This is a genomic window from Bradyrhizobium vignae, assembly GCF_900324035.1.
In the GTDB taxonomy this organism is placed as follows: domain Bacteria; phylum Pseudomonadota; class Alphaproteobacteria; order Rhizobiales; family Xanthobacteraceae; genus Bradyrhizobium; species Bradyrhizobium vignae.
In genome coordinates, this window is record NZ_LS398110.1 from 3308359 (window position 1) to 3324196 (window position 15838).

Annotated in this window: 11 protein-coding genes and 1 pseudogene; 7 read left to right on the plus strand and 5 right to left on the minus strand. The window is 64.6% G+C overall.

Translation table 11 applies throughout. The features are described 5' to 3' along the window. Positions 1-122: 122 nt before the first annotated feature. Positions 123-551: a CBS domain-containing protein gene (locus tag BRAD3257_RS15935; RefSeq protein ID WP_122402616.1), complete on the plus strand. Its 429-nt coding sequence runs from the start codon at positions 123-125 to the stop codon at positions 549-551. A gap of 19 nt (positions 552-570) precedes the next feature. Here BRAD3257_RS15935 and BRAD3257_RS15940 read toward each other — a convergent pair whose 3' ends face one another. Continuing rightward, a complete protein-coding gene (locus tag BRAD3257_RS15940; protein ID WP_122402617.1) occupies positions 571-1599 on the minus strand; it encodes a patatin-like phospholipase family protein in 1029 nt (342 codons plus the stop codon). A gap of 262 nt (positions 1600-1861) precedes the next feature. Between BRAD3257_RS15940 and BRAD3257_RS15945 the strand changes: the two genes are divergently transcribed. The 4 genes and pseudogenes from BRAD3257_RS15945 to BRAD3257_RS15965 all read left to right on the plus strand — a co-directional run bounded on the left by BRAD3257_RS15945 (position 1862) and on the right by BRAD3257_RS15965 (position 8415). Then, on the plus strand, positions 1862-2935 hold the full coding sequence (locus BRAD3257_RS15945) for a hypothetical protein (protein ID WP_122402618.1): 1074 nt from the start codon (positions 1862-1864) through the stop codon (positions 2933-2935). 312 nt (positions 2936-3247) lie between these two features. After that, on the plus strand, positions 3248-3499 hold the full coding sequence (locus tag BRAD3257_RS40050; RefSeq protein ID WP_244607965.1) for a hypothetical protein: 252 nt from the start codon (positions 3248-3250) through the stop codon (positions 3497-3499). Positions 3500-4306: 807 nt separating this feature from the next. Continuing rightward, entirely contained in the window at positions 4307-5266 is a 960-nt protein-coding gene (locus tag BRAD3257_RS15960) for an IS110 family RNA-guided transposase (RefSeq protein WP_122406484.1), read from the plus strand. Positions 5267-5951: 685 nt separating this feature from the next. Then, positions 5952-8415 (plus strand): annotated as a pseudogene (locus BRAD3257_RS15965) (putative bifunctional diguanylate cyclase/phosphodiesterase). On the opposite strand, the gene BRAD3257_RS15970 reads toward BRAD3257_RS15965, so the two are convergent. From BRAD3257_RS15970 to thrS, 3 genes are all read right to left on the minus strand, one after another. Then, entirely contained in the window at positions 8401-9669 is a 1269-nt protein-coding gene (locus tag BRAD3257_RS15970) for a serine hydrolase domain-containing protein (RefSeq protein WP_122402619.1), read from the minus strand. The pseudogene BRAD3257_RS15965 and the gene BRAD3257_RS15970 sit on opposite strands and share 15 nt — an antisense overlap. Before the next feature lie 63 nt (positions 9670-9732). Next, complete coding sequence (locus tag BRAD3257_RS15975) at positions 9733-10296, minus strand: nitroreductase family protein (protein ID WP_162500224.1); 564 nt, start codon at positions 10294-10296, stop codon at positions 9733-9735. A 93-nt stretch (positions 10297-10389) separates the two neighbouring features. Further along, complete coding sequence (thrS, locus tag BRAD3257_RS15980) at positions 10390-12432, minus strand: threonine--tRNA ligase (protein ID WP_122402621.1); 2043 nt, start codon at positions 12430-12432, stop codon at positions 10390-10392. Positions 12433-12617: 185 nt separating this feature from the next. Here thrS and BRAD3257_RS15985 point away from each other — a divergent pair, with 185 nt between their 5' ends. Both BRAD3257_RS15985 and BRAD3257_RS15990 read left to right on the plus strand, forming a co-directional pair. After that, on the plus strand, positions 12618-13793 hold the full coding sequence (locus tag BRAD3257_RS15985; protein ID WP_122402622.1) for an MFS transporter: 1176 nt from the start codon (positions 12618-12620) through the stop codon (positions 13791-13793). A 90-nt stretch (positions 13794-13883) separates the two neighbouring features. Then, positions 13884-14261 carry a hypothetical protein gene (locus BRAD3257_RS15990; RefSeq protein WP_122406590.1) on the plus strand — a complete coding sequence of 126 codons (378 nt, stop codon included), beginning with the start codon at positions 13884-13886 and terminating at the stop codon, positions 14259-14261. 33 nt (positions 14262-14294) lie between these two features. Here BRAD3257_RS15990 and BRAD3257_RS15995 read toward each other — a convergent pair whose 3' ends face one another. Then, positions 14295-15626 carry an alpha/beta hydrolase gene (locus tag BRAD3257_RS15995; RefSeq protein ID WP_122402623.1) on the minus strand — a complete coding sequence of 444 codons (1332 nt, stop codon included), beginning with the start codon at positions 15624-15626 and terminating at the stop codon, positions 14295-14297. Positions 15627-15838 lie beyond the last annotated feature (212 nt).

The following is a 15838-nucleotide window of genomic DNA, read 5'->3' on the forward strand; positions in this document are numbered from 1 at the left end:
ATAGGGGCAACGTTTCGACAAGCGCGCGAGCGTGAAACCCGCGCCAAAACTGTTAGTTGAAGACTCGCAGATCAAAGTTCGGACCGCCGCAAGGCGGACGGCTCCGATTCAGGGAGGCGACAATGACGGTACGTTCCATTCTGAATACCAAGGGCCACCAGATCGTGAGCGTCGAGCCCGACGTCAGGCTGGCGGCCGCGATCAAGCTGCTCGGTGAGAAGAAAATCGGCGCAGTGCTGGTGATGAACCAGAGCCGGCTCGAGGGCATCCTGTCGGAGCGCGACATTGTGCGCGTGCTCGGCGAACGCGGCGCCGGCGTGCTGGAGGCGCCGGTCTCGGAGGTGATGACCCGCAAGGTGGTCACCTGCAAGGAGACCGACACGGTCGCCGAGCTCATGGAGATGATGACGACAGGCAAGTTTCGCCATCTGCCCGTGATCGAGAACGGCAAGGTCGTCGGCCTGATCTCGATCGGCGACATCGTCAAGCGCCGCGTCCAGGAATACGAGGCCGAACAGGAAGCCCTGCGCGACTACATCAAGACCGCCTGACCGGCGTTACTGAGCGGCCTTACTCGGTGGCTTTGGGCGCGGCGCCCTCGGGCGGCGGCGCCAGCACATGGATCGCTTCCTGGATCGAGTCCAACGCGCGCTCTGCCGCGCGTACGCCGTGCGCGATCAGATCGTCGGCGCGGTGGAAGTCGAACCAGCCGAACTGGCCGACCCGGGGCGTGATCAGCATGTCGGGCGGATCGCCGGCGAGGCGGGCGCGGGTGATGCGGTCCTGCATGATGTTGAAGGCATCCACCATCACCGAGGAGATGCCGGGGCGTCCGCCGCCGCCGAAGAACTCACGTTTCATGGTCTTCTCGGGCGAGAACAGCCGCGGGAAACGCCGTTTGGCGGTCGTCTCCTCGGCCACCGGCGCGACCGGTGTGGGCATCGCGCCGTGCGAATAGATCGTCGTGGAATGGGTGAAGATGTCGCTGGAAAGGTTTGCCGCGATGACGATTTCGGCGCCGAGCGCGCGCGCGGCCGAGACCGGTACCGGATTGACCAGCGCGCCGTCGACCAGCCAGCGGTCGCCGATCAGGACGGGCGAGAAGATGCCGGGCAGGGCATAGGAGGCGCGCATCGCGTCGACCACGCGGCCGCGGGTCAGCCAAATCTCATGGCCGGTACGGACTTCGGTCGCGACGGTCGCGAATTTGATCGGCAGGTCTTCGATCAGGGTCTGGCCGATCGCCTCTTCCAGCCGGGTGGCCAGCTTCTCGCCGCCAATCAGGCCCGAGCCGTTGAGGCGGATGTCGAGATAGCCGAGGATGTTGCGCATGCCTTGCAGGCTGCGGCCCCATTCTTCGAACGTGTCGAGCTGGCCGGTCGCATAGGCCCCGCCGACCACGGCGCCAATTGACGTTCCGACCACGACGTCGGGCACGATGCCGTTGCTGAGCAAGGTCTTCAGGATGCCGATATGGGCAAAGCCGCGCGCCGCGCCGCCGCCGAGCGCGAGGCCAATGATCGGCCGGCGGATGCTGCCGAGACCAATTTTCTCGCCGTTCGAGCCGTTCGCGCTCCGACCTTTCAAGATGTCCAGCACCGAAACTCTCCTACGCCGGGCCAGCCCCAACCAACCACCAGACTAGGGACCGTTCCTGGATTTCGCCATCTCGCGGGCGAAGCATGGTTTATGTCGCTTTGGGAAGCGCACAGGGCAGGAGTATGGCAATGGACGGTTGCTGCAGGGATAATCACGCAGGCGTCAACCCAGTTCCAGGGAAAGAAGGGGCCGTAACAGAGCCCGTATTTCTTGGGGTTTCAGAGGCTTGAATTTGCCGCGTTTTCGGTGAAAAGCAGGGAACATGACACGCGGGGGTGACGGCATCATCGGATGGCGGCGCAGTGGCAGGCTGCTGCCGGCGCTGATCCTTGCCGCGTGCCTCGTGACCTCGGGCCAAAATGCTGCGCAGGCGCAGCTTTTCTCCGATCGTCCGCCGCCGGTGCCGCCGGCATCGGTGCCCGACCCCGGCGGCGCCGTCAGCCTGGCACCGCCCTCCGGGCCGGGCGCCGGAGTCCCGAGCCTGCCGCCGACGTTGATGCAGCCCGCTACGCCCAGCATGCCGCCGCCCGCAGTCACGACCGTGCCACCGGCCGCGCCGCTGAATGCGGCCGTGCCAGGGCAGGGTGTGCTGTCGCTGACGGCGAAATACGGCAAGGACTCGGCCCCCATTACCAGCGGCCTGGTCTGGCGCGTGTTCGCCGACCGTCCCGACGAGAACGGCACCTTCAAGCTGCTCCGTGAGGATCGCAACGCCGCGCCGAACATCGTGCTGCCGCCGGGCAACTACGTCGTCCACGTCGCCTTCGGCCTCGTCAGCGCGGTGCGCACCGTCAGCCTGAAGGCCGAGACCGACCGCCAATCCTTCGTGCTGCCGGCCGGCGGTCTGCGCATCGAGGGCCGGGTCGGCACCAGCCGCATTCCACAGAACCAGATCTCGTTCGCGATCTACAAGGGCAGCCAGTTCGAGTCCGGCGATCGCGCTGCGTTGGTGCCGAATGTCGCCGCCGGCGATGTCGTGCTGATCCCGGAAGGCACCTACTATATCGTCTCCAACTATGGCGACGCCAATTCCGTGGTGCGCTCCGACATTCGCGTTCAGGCCGGCAAGCTCACCGACGTCACCATCACCCATCGCGCCGCCGTCATCACGCTCAAGCTGGTCAGCGACAGGGGCGGCGAGGCGCTCGCCAACACGGCCTGGTCGGTGCTGACTCCGGGCGGCGACGTCATCAAGGAATCGATCGGTGCTTTCCCGCGCGTCGTGCTCTCCGAAGGCGAATACCGCGCCATCGCCAAGAACGAAGGCAAGGTCTACGAGCGCGGTTTCAACGTCGTCAACGGCGTCGACGGCGAAGTCGAGGTGGTCGCGCGCTAAGCCGCCCGCAGCGAGACGTTCGGCACAAGAATTCTCATCGCGCGCATGGGTGTGCATCTCCTAATACCGCCGCTTCCGGTATGGGTTCTGCCAAGCAACTGCTCTTCAACCGCTGTGTTCTGTCTTATCTTGGCAGCGCTACCAGCTTGGGGCCAACAAACACCGGCGGCATCGCCTTATTCCAGCAGCGGCGCGCCTGCCGCCCACGACCGGTGGAAGATACGCATTTGCTGCAATCAAATCTTATTCTCTTTCCATTCTGCTGCGCTATATGTCGAGCGTCCGTCTAACGGGGAAGGCCGGAGCAGGCGCATGCCTTGCGAGACCGGCACGGAGCAGGGGACCAGGCTCGTCGGCATGTTCGAAGTGATCCTCACCAGGCGCAAGCGGTTTGGCTGGCGGTGGCAGGTGTGCGACCAGTCCGGCAAGATATTTGCCGACGGTTTCGAGCGCACGCGTCCGTCCGCCAAATATCAAGGCGAGCGCGCGTTGTTCTTCCTGTTGTCCCAGGCCTATTTGCGCAACCGGTCAGCGGCCTCCAGCGAGGATCAGCGGCGTCCGTAGCCCCGATGGAGCGCAGCGCGATCCGGGGCTGGTTTGTCCGCTTGGATGGATTCCCGGATTCCGCTGCGCTCGATCCCGGCCACAATCCCTTGCGTTGACCGTCGGGCAAAACACGCGAGCCATGGGTCAACGCACCCGGCCAAAAATATTCCGCTTTACCGAAATTCGGAAACGACGTATGTCTCGCCGCAATCCGGCCCAAGGAAGAGGGGCGTATCGCGATCGTCACGAACGCGGGCCGGACGGCGGTGGACGTGGGTTGCACCGGCGCGAAGGGTTTTGCAGGGCGGGCAACCGTGAGCGAAGACCTCGCGCCAACGACGGGTGCGGTTCGCGTACGGCAAAATCGTGTGGTCCTGGCGCCCGGGGTCTGTGCGCCAAGTGTTGCGGTGATGTGGCGGCCCGACCGGGCACGTGCATCAGCCATCCGCAAGGCGACGGGGGCAATAGTGCATCGCTCCCCGAGGAGATCACGACATAAGCCGTCAAACCACTGCGCAGGGAAGGCCGGGATGTCTCCGGTTGCCCTGTTTCTCCGCCGTGCATGAAGCATACGCAATCTGCTCTTGGCATGGCGGTCGATGGGAGCCAACCGGCTCCCGGTCTTCCCTGCGCCCTTGTGTCCCCGAAATCTGCCAGAATGTGGCAACGGGCGGTTGGATCAGAACCGCCCGTTGCCGGAACTGAGCCCGTTGCGCCCAAAGGCGACAGAGCCTGCTAAAGAGCAAGGGACAGCTCCGGTGTCTTCCTGAACCCGAACAGTTGCAAGGGCTGCGAGCCCGTACCAGGCAAGGAAGGGAGTGGATGATGACACAAGACGATCTGGTTGTCGTCGGCATCGATGTCGCTAAAGACAAGATTGATGCGTGCATTCGGACCGTAACGGAGCGGAAGACTTGCCCAACAACCGCGGCGGGGCGACGGAGCTTGATTGCATGGCTTCGCAAGCATCAGGTCGGCAAGGCAGTAATGGAGGCAAGCGGCGGCTACGAGCGGGTATGGGCCAAGGCGTTGCGCCAAGCAGGGCTGGAAGTACGGATCGTCGATCCCAAACGGGTTCGCCACTTTGCGGAATCGGCGGGACGCCTTGCGAAAAATGACAAGATCGACGCGGAGATGATCTCCTGGTTCGCCGAGACATTCGGCGAGGCTCCCAGCCAAGTCGACAATCCCGCTCACGAGGAGATGAAGGCACTGGTGAAGGGACGCCAAGGCCTGCTTGACGTCAGGGCTCGCCTGGAAATGCAGAAGGAGCATGAGGCGCCGGCCCTTGTTCAGAAGGCTCGCGCGCGTCTTCTTAAGAAGCTGGCTGACGAAATCGCCGCGCTCGAGACCGCGATCGCGGCGACGATCAAGACAACGCCGGACTTTGCCAAACGCGCCGAGATCATCCAGAGCGTACCAGGCTTTGCTGAGGGGACCGCAATGGCGCTGCTTGGAGGACTACCGGAGCTGGGGCAGGTGAGCGACGAAGTTGCCGCCGCGTTGATGGGCGTTGCTCCTTATGACGATGATAGCGGCAAACGTCGAGGTGAACGCTGCATCAAGGGTGGCCGCCGCTGGGTGCGAAATGCCCTCTACATGCCCTGTGTCGGTGCCGCAACGCTGAACAATCCGGTGTTCAAGGCCTTCTACGAACGGCTGATTGCCAAGGGCAAGCCGCCAAAGGTCGCGATCGTCGCCTGCATGCGCAAGCTGATCATCATCCTCAACACCATGATCGCGCGCGGCGAGACGTGGGATCCGAAGAAATACAGGGTGGCCTGACGAGCGCGCCTATCTCGCGCTCGGACCTCGGCCGAGCGCATGCAAAGCCAACAGACCGGTGAGCGGACGGGGTCAAGGCCGTCAGCCGCCGCAGGCGGGGGCGCGCCAGCGCCAGCCTTGAGGCCGGCCGATCGCCGGGCTACTTCGCCACAGTTGCTCTTTCAATTGAGGGTGAGGCGACAAGCAAAGCTCGGGCGAGATGAGCCGCGAGGATGCGAAGGCGTGTCTGCAATTCAGATGCCGGCCGCAGAGCGACGCCGGCGCCGCTTGCTCCGTCATTGCGCGGAGCGAAGCAATGCAGAGTCTTTCCGCGGATGCATTTCTGGATTGCTTCGCTCCGCTCGCAATGACGATGTTGAGGCAGCTGTGCGCGACAAAATCCGCTCTCGTGCCCCGGACGCAGCGCAGCGCTCCTCTAGCGATGCGCTGCAGAGCGGGGCCCATGTTGCCGCGAGTTGCGCGGCCTGCTGGGTCCCGGCTCGGCGCCGCGACGCTTGCGCGCTGCGTCGCGCCCGGGACACGAGGGCATCGCCTTTGCACAACCGTCATAGTCTCTAACGCGCACTAACCAACACCTGACTTAAAACTGTCATAGTTGCCGAACCGACCCCGCGCCTGCGCGCTTTTTACACGTCGTTAAGCGCGCCTGCATTGGATGCGCCGGGAAAGCGCGTTGGGGATTACGATGACTGCCGCGAAGCAGATGCCGGGGAAACCGGCCGCCGAAATGTTCGACGACATCCCGGTGCTTCAGCGCAAATGGCGCGCGGCGTTGAAGCCGGGCGAGCGGCTGCCGCGCTACGAGGACGTGATGCTCGGCAGCCTCGGGCGGCTCGCCGACCACATCGCGCTGTTGAAGCACGACGGTGCGCTCGAGCTGTCGCGCAGCGGCCGCTACGTGCAGAAATGGCTCGGCGAGGAGCGCTGGGACATTCCCGTCGCCGAGCTCTCGCCGGACTGTGCCACGGCGCTGTCGGAAGCGGCGGCGAGCGCGCTTGCGGCCGGACGGCCGCACCAGGCGAGCGCGCATTGCGTGCGCGACGGCATGGTCAGGACCTACGATTTGCTGGCGCTGCCGACGTCCTCGCGCTGGGGCGCGACGCTGGTTGGCGTCTATGTCAACGAGCGCGGCGCGCAATACAATCTCCTCGACGCCATCTTTTCCTCGACCGACGACGCGGTGGTCTCGCTGGCGACGCTGCGCGATGCGGGCGGCAGGCCGTTCGATCTTCAGGTCGTGCATCACAACAGAAGCGCGGGCGAGCTGTTGAAGGTTGCGAGCGGAAGCCTGTTGTGGCGGCGGATCGGCGAGGGCAGCACGCTCCTGGCCTCGCCAGAGGTGATGGAATTCCTGCTCAAGGCCGTTTCGGGCGGCCGCGGCGAGCAGCTCGAGATCGAGAGCGAGGGGCGCTATCTCAGGCTCAGCGCCACCGCTTTCGCCGACGTGGTCTCGCTGACGATCTCCGATGTCACCGCGTTGAAGCGGCGCGATGCCTCGTTCCGTCTGCTGTTCGACAACAACCCGATGCCGATGTGGGTGTTCGACGCACAGACCAAGCAGTTCCTCAGCGTCAACGACGCCGCGGTCCAGCATTACGGCTACAGCCGCGCCACTTTCCTGCGCATGAAGCTGCACGAGATCTGGCCGGAGGACGAGTGGGACAGCCACGCCGAGGCGCTGGAGCGCGTCGGCGATGCCTATCACTCCTCGCGCAACTGGCGGCACTTGCGCGCCGACGGCAGCGAGATCGAGGTGCTCACCTTCGGCCGCCGCGTCGCCTTCGATGATCGCGACGGCTACCTGGTTGCGGTGGTCGACATCACCGAACGGCGCAAGGCCGAGGCCCGCATCGCCTATATGGCGCACCATGACGGGCTCACCGATCTGCCGAACCGCGCACACTTCCAGGAGCGCCTGAAGCAGGCGCTGGGCCAGGCCGACGGAAAACGGGTCGGCGTGCTCTACATCGATCTCGACCTGTTCAAGAACATCAACGATTCCTTCGGCCATCCGGTGGGCGACCGCCTGCTGAAGCAGGTCGCCGAACGCTTGACCGCAGCGGTCCGCGGCGCCAATCTCGCGGCGCGGCTTGGCGGCGACGAGTTCGCCGTTATCCTGGCGGCCGACGTTTCGCCGAACGAGGCCAGCGCCTGCGCGAGCCTGCTGATCGACATGCTGAAGGCGCCTTATGATCTCGACGGGCAGGAGATGGTGATCGGCGCCAGCATCGGCATCGCGCTGTCGCCCGGCGACGGCACGACGCCGGAAGAGTTGATGCGCAATGCGGACATGGCGCTGTAGCCGGGCGAAATCCGAGGGCGGTGGCGTGCACCACTTCTTCGCGCGTGAGATGGACCTCCAGGCGCAGAGGCGCCGCGACATGGAGCTCGATCTGCGCCGCGCGTTCGCCAATGGCGAGTTCGAGCTGCACTATCAGCCGCTGGTGTCGATCGCCTCCGACCGCATCTCCGGCTTCGAGTCGCTGCTGCGCTGGCGTCATCCGGACAAGGGCATGATCTCGCCGGCGGAGTTCATCCCTGTTGCCGAGGATATTGGCTTCATCATCCAGCTCGGCGAATGGGTGCTGCGCGAAGCCTGCGCCGAGGCGGTCAAATGGCCTGTCGACGTCAAGGTCGCGGTCAATTTGTCGCCGGCGCAATTCCGCAGCCGCAACCTGGTTCAGGTGGTGATTTCGGCCCTGGCGCAGTCCGGCCTGTCGCCGAAGCGGCTCGAGCTCGAGATCACCGAATCGGTCTTTCTGGCCGAGACGGATGCCAATCTCGCCATCCTGCACCAGTTGCGCGAACTCGGCGTCGGCATTTCGATGGATGATTTCGGCACCGGCTATTCCAGCCTCAGCTATCTCCGCAGCTTTCCCTTCGACAAGATCAAGATCGACCGCTCCTTCGTCAAGGATCTGGCGCAGCGGCCCGACTGCAGTGCGATCGTGCGCGCGATCTCCGGGCTTGGCCGCAGCCTCAACATCACCACGACCGCGGAGGGCGTGGAGACCGAGGATCAGCTCGACTGGCTGCGCGCCGAAGGCTGCAACGAGGTGCAGGGATTTCTGTTCAGCGCTGCGCGGCCGGCAGCCGAGATCGGAAAGCTCCTGGCCGATTTCGCTCAGCGCACCTCACGGGCGGCGTAGTGCGGACGGGTAACAGTCGTAGACCAGCGCCTTGAACGCGGGTGTGATGCGGCTGCGCTCGTTCTGGGTCTGCTGCATCATGAGGTAGACCATGTCGAGCTTGGGATCGACGCCGAAATAGGTGCCGCTCCCTGAGTCCCATTTCAATTCGCCGAGCGAGCCCGGCGGCGGTGGTTTCGCATTGCCGGGATCGGTCCGAACCGCAAGGCCGTAGCCATAGCCGAAGCCGTCGCCCGGGAAGTAGAAATAGTCGCGTCCGACACCGGAGCCCGGCCCGATGTGATCGGTCGTCATGGCCTTGAACGCGGCCGGGCTGAGATAGCGCCTGCCTGCGAACTCGCCGGCGTTGAGCAGCATCTGCGCGAAACGCTGATAGTCGGTGATGGTCGAAAGCAGGCCACCGCCGCCGGACTGCCATTCGGGATGATCGAGCCGCTCGCGCTCGCCGGCGAGCAGGATGAAATCGTTCGGCAGCGGCCGCGCCATCCGCGCAAGCTCGTCCTCTGTCGCGAGCGCGAATTTGGTGCTGCTCATGCCGAGCGGATCGAGGATGCGTGCTTTCAGGAATTCGTACAGCGTCTGGCCCGCGATGATCTCGATGACGGCGCCGAGCACGTCGGTGGAATGGCCGTATCGCCACAGCGTTCCCGGCTGCCGCGCCAACGGCAGCTTTGCGATGCGATCGGCGAATTCCCTGTTGTTGAACTGACCCTCGAAAATATTGGCGGCCTTGTAGGCCTGCTCGACCCATTTGCCGCCGATATAATCGTAGCTGATGCCCGAGGTGTGCCGCAGCAGATCCTCGATGTTGACGGGACGGACAGGTGGCACGAGGTCAAGCTCGAGCTTGCCGTCGGGTTCGGTGACCTCGAGGCCCACCTTGGTCTCGGCAAAGAGCGGGATGTATTTCGAGACGGGGTCGGTGAGCGCAAGCTTGCCTTCGTCGATCAGCATCATCGCGCCAAGGCACGTGATCGGCTTGGTCATCGAGTGGATCGCGAAGATCGTGTCCGACGTCATGGCGAGGCCGGTTCTGGTGTCGCGCACGCCGAAGCACTTCAGATAGACCGGCTTGCCGTGCTGCTGGACCAGGATCACCGCGCCCGGCAGTCGGCCGCTTCCCACTTCGTTGTCGAAATACGCCGTGATGCGGTCGAGACCCTCGGACGAGGGGGCGGGAATATCGGCAGCACGGCTTCGCATCATCGAGCCGGCGAGCATCGCGGCCGCGACAAGAAATTCACGCCGTCTCATCCGGGCTTCCTCCCTCGGCGGGATCAAAGCCGCAGGATATTCAGACCGTCAACAAGCCCTCGATTAAAAACGCGTGACCTTTTCCGAAAGGCACGGTCGCGGACGGTCCTCGCTCGGTTTGGTCGGCGTGCCGATATGGACGAAGCCGGCAAGCTTCTCGTCCGGCTTGAGGCCGAGACCGTCAAGCACGTCACGATCGAAGGCGAACCAGCCGGTCAGCCAGCAGGCGCCGTAGCCGAGCGCGGTGGCGGCCGTGACGATGTTCATGGCGCTGGCGCCCGCCGACAATTCCTGCTCGAACGCCGGCACCTTCGGATGCGGCCTGGTGAAGCTGACGATGCCGATCACCAGCGGCGCATCCATGAGGCGCTTGCGCTCGGTCTCGACGTCGGCGGCCGGCGCGCCGGGATTCTTGCGGGCAAAGACCCTCGCGATGACTTCGCCCGCGCGCTGGCGGGCATCGCCCTCGAAGATGATGAAACGCCAGGGCGCGAGCTTGCCGTGGTCGGGTACGCGCGCGCCGATGGTGAGGATCGTCTCGAGCTCGGCCGCCGACGGGCCGGGTCCGGTCATCTCGCGCGGCTTGACCGAGCGGCGTGTCTTCAGGAGTTCGATGGCATCGGGCACTGCGATATCCTCTTCAACGGGTCGACGGGCGTGCCATGCCGAGATAGGCATGCACGCCCGCAACCGGAAGCGAGTTTAGATCGATTTCAGGGATCAGACGATGCCCCGTGCCCGCTTGACGTCGGGCGGGGTCGCCTCGTCGACCAGGGCGGCGATCGCCTCGGCCGTCGACATCACCTTCTGCCCGTCGCTGCCGAGGCGGCGAACCGAGACCGAATGCGTCTCGGCCTCCTTCTTGCCGACCACGAGCAGGGCCGGGATCTTGGCCAGCGAGTGCTCGCGGACCTTGTAGTTGATCTTTTCGTTGCGCAGGTCGATCTCGACCCGAAGCCCGGCGCGCCGCGCCTGTTCCAGCACCACCTTGGCGTACTCGTCGCCTTCCGAGGTGATGGTGGTGACCACTGCCTGCACCGGCGAGAGCCAGAGCGGGAAGTTGCCGGCATAGTGCTCGATCAGGATGCCGATGTAGCGCTCCATCGAGCCGCAGATCGCGCGGTGCACCATCACGGGCGGTTTCTTGCCACCGTCATGGTCGATGTAGAACGCGCCGAACCGCTCCGGCAGGTTGAAGTCGACCTGCGTGGTGCCGCACTGCCAGTCGCGGCCGATGGCATCGCGCAGCACATATTCGAACTTCGGCCCGTAGAACGCACCTTCGCCCGGGTTGATCTCGGTCTTGATGTGATTGTTCTGCGACTGGATCTCGCGCAGCACGGTCGCCATCACGCGTTCGGCGTGATCCCACATCGCATCGGTGCCGACGCGCTTGTCGGGGCGGGTCGACAGCTTCACCGTGAGGTCGCCGGTGAACCCGAAATCCGCGTAGGTCGACAGGATGAGATCGTTGATCTTCAGGCATTCCTCGGCGAGCTGGTCCTCGGTGCAGAAGATGTGTGCATCATCCTGGGTGAAGCCGCGCACGCGCATCAGGCCGTGCATGGCGCCGGAGGGCTCGTAGCGATGCACCACGCCGAACTCGGCGAGGCGCAGCGGCAGGTCGCGGTAGCTCTTCAGGCCATGCTTGAAGATCTGCACGTGGCCCGGGCAGTTCATCGGTTTCAGCGCAAACCAGCGCTTGTCCTCGGCCTCGTCGCCGGCCGACTGCGCCGCGAACATGTTCTCGCGGTACCAGCCCCAATGGCCCGAGGTCTCCCACAAGCCCTTGTCGAGGATCTGCGGCGCGTTGACCTCGTTGTAGTCGCCGGTCAGGCGACGGCGCATATAGGCGATCAGCTGCTGGAAGATGGTCCAGCCCTTCGGGTGCCAGAACACGACGCCCGGACCTTCCTCCTGGAAGTGGAAGAGGTCGAGCTCGCGCCCGAGCTTGCGATGGTCGCGCTTCTCGGCTTCCTCGATCTGCTTCAGATAAGCGTCGAGGTCCTCCTGCTTGGCGAAGGCCGTGCCGTAGATGCGGGTCAGCATCGGGTTGTTGCTGTCGCCACGCCAATAGGCGCCGGCCACCTTCATCAGCTTGAAGGCATTGCCGACCTTGCCGGTCGAGGTCATGTGCGGGCCGCGGCAGAGGTCGAACCAGTCGCCCTGGTAGTAGATCTTGATCGGCTCGTTGCCGGGAATGGCGTCGACCAGCTCGACCTTGAATGCCTCGCCCTTGTCGCGGAACACCTGCTTTGTCTTTTCGCGATCCCAAACCTCTTTGGTGAAGGGTTTGTCGCGCGCGATGATCTCGCGCATCTTCTTCTCGATCGCGGCAAAGTCTTCCGGCGTGAACGGCTCGTTGCGGAAGAAGTCGTAGTAGAAACCGTTCTCGATCACCGGACCGATGGTGACCTGGGTGCCCGGCCACAGCGTCTGCACGGCTTCCGCCAGCACGTGCGCGCAGTCGTGGCGGATCAATTCGAGCGCGCGCGGATCGTCGCGGCCAACCAGCTCGATCTTCGCATCATTCTCGATGGGGTCGTTGAGATCGGCGAGCGCGCCGTCGAGTGCCATCGCAACCGTGCGCTTGGCCAGCGACGGCGAGATGCCCTTGGCGATGTCGAGACCCGTGATGCCCTTGTCGAACTGGCGCTTCGCGCCGTCGGGGAAGGTGAGGGTGATCTTGGGAGCGGGGGTCACGGGCTTCAGATTGGACAGGCTGTACTGGAAGCCGGACTCGGATTTGGGCTGGTCGGTCATTGCTTTCTCCTGAGGCTCACTCCTGCGAACGAGCGCAGGTAAGCGGGAACGAGCGATATATCAGGCGATTCGGCCTGTGCAATCCGGCATTTCCAAGAAAGTGGCGCGCAAAAGCCGGGGTGGTGGGCCAACTATTTGGTGCCGAGCCCTTTAACTCGTCACATGCCGCCGCTACATGCGATTGCATGGAAAATGCCCCAGCCGCTGGCCGTTTCGCCCCCACCGCCCTGATGCTCGGCAATCTCGTCACCGGCTGCTCGGTTTTGGCGCCGGCGGGTATGCTGCCGGAATTGGCGACGGGGCTCGACGTCAGCATCCATGCGGCCGGCCTCCTGATCACCTTCGGTGCCGTCACCCTGTGCATCGGCTCGCCGCTGACGGCCTGGCTCACCAGCCGTATCGAACGGCGAACGCTGCTTGCGACGACGCTGGCGGTGCTCGCCGCCGGCAATCTCGCCTCGGCCTTCGCACCCGACTACGTCAGCCTCCTGATCATTCGTCTCGTGATGCTCGCGGTCGGCGCGCTCTATACGCCGCAGGCCGCCGGCACGGCAGCGCTGATCGTGCCGGCGGAGCGACGCGGTAGCACCATTGCGTACATTTTCCTCGGCTGGTCGTTGGCAGCCGCCATCGGCCTGCCGCTGATCACTTTCATCGCCAGTCGCTATGGCTGGCGCGCGGCCTATGGCGGCATCGGCGCGCTCGGCTGTATCAGCTTCCTGCTGCTGTTGCTGCGTCTGCCGGCGGGCCTGAAGGGCGCACCAGTGGATCTGAAGACGTGGGCCGCCGTCGGCCGGAGCAGGACGATCCTGCTGCTGCTTGCGATCACGATGCTGCAAATGTCGGGACAATTCGTCGTGTTCACCTACATGGGCCCGCTGCTCAACAAGCTCACCGGCGCCGGTCCCGATGCGATCGGCATGGTGTTTGCGCTTTATGGCGTCTGCGGCTTCCTCGGCGTTGTCGTCGCAACCCGCATCGTCGACACTTCGGGGCCCTATCGCACCTCGCTGCTGTTCACCTGCCTGTTGCTTGCCGGGATGACCGGCTGGACGCTCGGCGCCGGCTCGCTCGTCTTGATGGCGGGCGGGGTCGCGATTTGGGGCCTTGGCTTCGCCTCGACCAATTCGATGCAACAGGTGCGGCTGGTCGCGGCCGCGCCGCCGCTGGCCTCGGCGACCGTCGCGCTCAATACCTCGGTCCTTTATATCGGCCAGGCGGTGGGCTCTGCCGTCGGCGGGCTGCTGTTTGCCCACGAGCTCCTGCATGCGCTCGGCTTCGTCGCGGTCGGCTTCGTCGTGCTGGCACTGATGCTGGTGGTGCTGACCCGGCCCCGGCCGGCGGCTGCCGCAACCGCCTGAACGCCGCGTTTCGTCTACGCAAGGCGCTTGGCAAACGGCGCGCGGGAGCGCTAGAAGGCCGTTCATGGGGATCAAAGAGAGTTGACCGAGATGAGGATGATTTTGGCGGTTGCCGCGGTGCTTTATTCAGTCTCCGCATTTGCGCAAACCGAGAAGCCACCGATGGTGGGGGACAAGCCGCTGGTGCAGGTCAAGCCCAAGGGGACCAAGGAGGCCGCGGCCAAGCCTGCCGCGGCAGCGAAGGGCAAGCCGCAATCGGTCGCCGTTCGGCTCCAGGCCTGCCTCGATATCGACGACGGCACCAAGGATCGCCTCAACTGCTACGACGCCGTGATCCCGCCGGCCCCGAAGCCGAAGCCGGCGAAGGCCAAGGGCTACGCCGATTGCCGCTTCTTCAAGGAAGAGGACGAGCGGCTGGCCTGCTTCAACGGCTTTGCCGAGAGCATTCCGAAGCTGCCCAAGAACTAATATTCAACTTATCAGGCTAGGCTCACTATCGGCCTAGCGGCTCGATACGGATGGATTGGTGGCGGCGACGCGCGTGAGCGCGAGCGATGGCGTCGCCGACATCTTCACAAGCACGTCCTTGAGCGGGTCCCGCGTCCAGGCGCGGGTCACATAGTCGCGATGGGTGATGCCCTCGCCAGTCTCCGCGAACACCACGCTGCCGGGCTGTAGCGGTCCATCCATGTCCTCGGCGACGCTGATGCCCTTCTGCCTGAGCATGCTCATCAGCTCGCGGTCGCGCCGCGCCGTGTAGCGGGTGTAAGAGCTGACGAAGAAGCCGGAACGGTGGCTCTCGATCCAGGAGGCGAACTTGTCCATTTCGCCGTAGACCGCGTCGAGCAGCACCACGCCGCGGACGCGGTCGCTGATGCCGCCGACCTCCAGGCTCCAGGCCGTCGGCAGGAAGCCGCCGCTATAGCCGACGATCACGATCGGCATGTTGGCGAAGGCGCGCGCGCTGTTGGGATCGCCGGTGAGGCGCGCGAGATGGTCGGCCGATTCCGCCATGAAGCGCTTGAATCCGCCCGGTTGCCAGAACTTGCCGGCGCTGGAATCGGCGGCATCGACGGCCATTTGCGGCGCAAGGAGCACGGCATTGGCCCCGGAATCGGTGATCTGCTTGGGCACCAACTGGCGGTCGCGCACGTCGCGCTCGAGCGTCGCGCCATTGCCGTGGAAGAACACCACGATCACGCCCGGCTTGCGCACGTCGAAATGCTCGGGCACGTGCACCAGCACGCGGCTGTCACTATAGGTCTCGTCCTGCCAGTAGACGCGTCCGGAATAGCTGCGATGACCGCGACGGTCGCCCTTGGAGATGTTGAGGAAGGGCGCGTCGGAGGCGGGGTTGTTGCCAAAATAGGGAAAGGCTGACGACTTCATGCTGACCAGCGTCGTCAGGTCCTCGCGGCCGGGGCGCTTGTAGGGGACTTGCGGCTCGAGCGACGCCACCTTGTAGGGTGATTGCTCCCGCGGTTGTTGCTGGACAGCGCGCTTGGGCGAGAAGTCCGACATCTGCCGTTGCAGGAAGCTCTCACTTGCCGAGGGAAAGCGCTCCCCAAACTGCGGGGCCGGAAAGCGGTCCTCGAACGTGTCGCCGCTTGCCACGCGCGAAGTTTGCGAGTTGGTCTTGGCGACGACCTGGACATTCGCCTGCGAGTTCGCCGCCAGCGCAGCGGGATCGGGCGCCTTGCCGCATTGAACCAGCGCCAGCGACAACGGCACCAAGCCTGAGATCAGACCGACCCGGAGCGCACGACCGTGCCGACCGGACCGCATCCGATCGGCACGAAAGTCAGCCCCTAATGTCGGAACGGCCCCGAACATCCACCCATGACCCCAAGCCACGACATCAGTCCGTCGGCATACTTTATGACAATTGCGCCGACTGGCGTTTAGGCGACGTTAAGCGTCCGGAGAAACTTCCCCACATCCGGAACGCTCAAAAAGGACCACGCAATCGTGTCCTGATTGTGGGGAAGGGGAATGGGAAATTCCGGGCAAATCCAGCGTCATCGTCCCAAAGCGTGCTTAGTCGG